Origin of the sequence: Paraburkholderia fynbosensis (genome assembly GCF_902859935.1) — a bacterium.
GTDB classification, from domain to species: domain Bacteria; phylum Pseudomonadota; class Gammaproteobacteria; order Burkholderiales; family Burkholderiaceae; genus Paraburkholderia; species Paraburkholderia fynbosensis.
The window spans coordinates 1-3117 of the sequence record NZ_CADIKI010000061.1 but is presented as its reverse complement, the minus strand read 5'-3'; the positions used below and the strand labels follow the sequence as shown (position 1 = coordinate 3117).

2 protein-coding genes and 2 pseudogenes are annotated in these 3117 nt (G+C 61.8%); 2 read left to right on the top strand and 2 right to left on the bottom strand.

Features of this window, described 5'->3' with window-relative positions; all coding sequences use genetic code 11:
- Window positions 1-352, top strand: a 352-nt coding sequence (locus tag HV770_RS37940) for a glycosyl hydrolase (RefSeq protein WP_217468714.1), incomplete at its 5' end; no start/stop codon positions are given.
- A gap of 391 nt (window positions 353-743) precedes the next feature.
- The gene (locus HV770_RS37935) at window positions 744-893 is read left to right on the top strand and encodes a hypothetical protein (RefSeq protein WP_175166516.1); all 150 of its coding nucleotides are present in this window, start codon (window positions 744-746) and stop codon (window positions 891-893) included.
- A gap of 13 nt (window positions 894-906) precedes the next feature.
- Here HV770_RS37935 and HV770_RS37930 read toward each other — a convergent pair.
- Both HV770_RS37930 and HV770_RS37925 read right to left on the bottom strand, forming a co-directional pair.
- Window positions 907-2750: pseudogene (locus HV770_RS37930) on the bottom strand (DUF4158 domain-containing protein); the annotation flags it as partial.
- Window positions 2751-2931: 181 nt separating this feature from the next.
- Window positions 2932-3117, bottom strand: a pseudogene (locus HV770_RS37925) (hypothetical protein); the annotation flags it as partial.

Below are 3117 nucleotides of genomic sequence, written 5' to 3'. Positions count from 1 at the left end.
GACCGACATCATTCAGTTGCATTGGTACTCTGACGGTGGTGATCCTGAGAACACGTGGGGCGTGACGGGCACGAACTACAACGTTCTGAAGTCCTTGCACGATGCATACAACCTCCCGATCATGTTCACGGAGATTGGCGTCAACACCGACTTCACTACCGCTCAGGCGCAGACGTACATCAACAAGACGATCCCTGAACTCGTCGCGGCCAAAGCCACGTACAACGTGATCGGCTTTAACTGGTACGAACTGTACGATGATCCTACCGGGCCGTACGGAATCCTGACCAGCAACGCTTCGCAGAAGCCGATTTACGCGACGATCAAACAGGCGGTCGCAGCGTCGCAATAAGTACGTCCAGGAGCCGGTTTTGGATCGGGGATGCCGGCCGGCTCCGATGACAGTCCACTGCGTTTTAATTTGGACGTTTCGCGTAACTGGACTCATTCCCGTAGCAGCGCGTAACACGAGTACACGTTCGTCCCCTGGCTGGATAAGCACTGTATCGCGGACTTTTGACCTTAGCTTGGCCGCATCTGTATGCAGTGAGGTCACGATGAGCAGGAACGCAAGAGATCTGATCCAACTGCGTCGAGACGATCCGATGTCGGCGGTAGCGACCAGCGTCTTCTACGCGGTACATAAGAATAACGCTGACCAAATCGTTCGACCGCCTATCGTCTGGCCGACCAGCCGAAAGGCGCCACAGCCCCGTTGAACGTGGATGCCACAGGAGATTGCCATGTTTATCTATTCGATCCGTTATCGCGATGTCTGCGGCCGGTGGTCGGTTGCCTTCGCACAGGCCGCTTCACAGTCCGACGCTGAAGCGATTGCAACCTGCCGTTATGGCGCGTTCCATTCCGTCAGCCCTGCCCGATTGGTTCCTTGAACAATGTAGCCTGGCTCGTGGCCGACAGCTGCGGAATCATGCGCCCACATTCGGCGGCCGTCAGGCTGGTGCCGTGGGCGAGGATTACGACATACACCATCAACAGTTCGTCGGCCGTGTGCGGCTCACGCCCCAGCATGATCCAGCTGAAACGAACCTGTGCATCGACGGCCAGGATCACTTCGGGAAACTGCACTTCCCCGATGCGGTGGCCGAGCTTGGCGCGAAGCCTGGTGACCTCGGGATCGTCGTCATCTGCCGGCAGCGGCGAGAGGTGGAGATCGTCGTCGACGCGTAGCACGCCGGACCGGGCAGCCTGCCACCGCATCCACGCTGGAACGTACGCGCGCCAACAGCGGTTCTAGGAATTCCGCCGGCGTGGCCGGCAACCACAGACGTGCATAGTGGCGCCTCGCCTCGGTCTTCCAACGCTCTGCAGGCAGGAACAGACGCTCTCGGCCACGGAAGCCCGGGCTGTGTTCGATCCACACCGAGCCGTCGCGCACCGAGCGGCGCAGTGCGAATAGCGCGGCTACCTCCAAGGCGCGGAACGCTCGTTCCCGGTCGTAGCCCGAGATGGCATCGCGCCAAACTGACCCGAGGCGAGGTGCAGCGGCATCGTCAGGCAACTTCCTGACACCGCGCTCGTACAGGCCACACAACGTGGCCAGCGCGGCGGTGACGGGATGCTCCCCGGTGGCCTGCCATGGCAGCCTGGCGATTGCCACCAGCAGCGATCTCACTGGGCGGATGGCTTCGATCAAACGCTCACGCACAAGAGATGCGCGGCTGGGCGGGGCGACGCTGCCGATTGGCGGCAACCAAGGCGTCGAGTCGGGCGCGCAGTTCGGCGTCCGACACGGCCCCTTCGGCACTCAGGCCCGCCAACTCAGCAAGCAGCGTCTGGTTCAGATCGGCCCAGTTGACGGGGGCGCTGACGCCATTGGCTGCGTGTCGCCAGAGATCTGCCACGCGTCGCTGCAGCATCAGGATCAACTGATCAGTAGCGGTTAGCAGGCAGTAGCTCAGGAAGCAGGCAACCTCCACCGTACGTGCCGGTTCTTTGATCTTGGCCCCTGCCGACGGTGGTCTGGAGGCCTGCCGTCGGGCGTAGCGGCGCAGAACGAGTCGGGAAGATCTCCCAGGTGCTGGTGAACCTCCAGGCCGTAGAGCAATTCGATGCGTTCGAACACCTCGCTGATCTGCCGTGTGAGTGCCTGGCGGGGGTCGCCCACAGCCAACTTTGCTGCGTCTGGCCATCAGCACGAGGCTCAGCAATCGCGCGGCGCCAGCGATCAAGCGTCCCCGGCTTAACCACCGCGCGAATCGTTGCGCCGGTCTCGGCCTCGAGTTGCGCAAGCGGCGGCGATCAGAGAGCGGATGGCCCGGTCGTGGACGATCAGCAGCCGGTGTTCGTACAACCATTGTCGGGCACGAACGAGCAACTGTTCAACGGTCAGCGCAACGGCCTACCTCGTCCCGCAGTTCTCGCACCAGGGCGCGGCGCTGATGCTCGCTCATCCATCGGAATCCAAGGGACTCGCAGGCGACCTGTTGGTGGTCGAACAGGGTGCGGCCGCGGCCATACATCGCGCGCAGCGATGCGAGTTCCGGGGCGTCAATGCCGAGCTCGCCGCTGAGGTGGCGCCATAGCACCGATGGGATGACGCGAAAAAGCGTCGAGCAGACGCCCGCTCATGCGCAGGAACCCGATGTGCAGCGCCAGGCCAAGCTTCAGTCGGTTGCCGCGCCGCGCCGCGATCAGCTCGCGCTCGGCCGGGCTGCCTGCAACTCGAAGGTGCTGAGCTCGCGGGGCAGCTCCCGCATGCCCAGGTACGTCGTCTGCCAGCCTTGCATCGCGCGCCTCCGTCGGTCGGACGTCCACGAAACGCCGCAAAAAAGCGAACAGCAATGTCAACAAAAATCAATGGCTTACTACCTGCCTCCCACGTCCTGACTGGCTTTGCGTACCGTCACTTATTGCACTGAAATCGAGTGGACCCCTGCTAGCAGCATTGAACCGCCAATTGCCTTGCGTTTAATTGTCCGGGTGGGCGGACACGAAAGTAGTGAACGCACTGTAAGGCTGGCTGATTGGCGTGCCGTTGTTCACGATGCCGTAGGTGTTGTCGCCACTGTCGAGCACGTAATACATCACCGACTGGATGTTATGCGATTTGCGCGCCGCATAGAACTCGCTCAGTTGCGACGTGATGTAGCTCGC

Excerpts from the sequence above, each read along its gene's own strand:
- HV770_RS37935 (WP_175166516.1), top strand. The coding sequence starts at position 744 with ATGTTTATCTATTCGATCCGTTATCGCGATGTCTGCGGCCGGTGGTCG.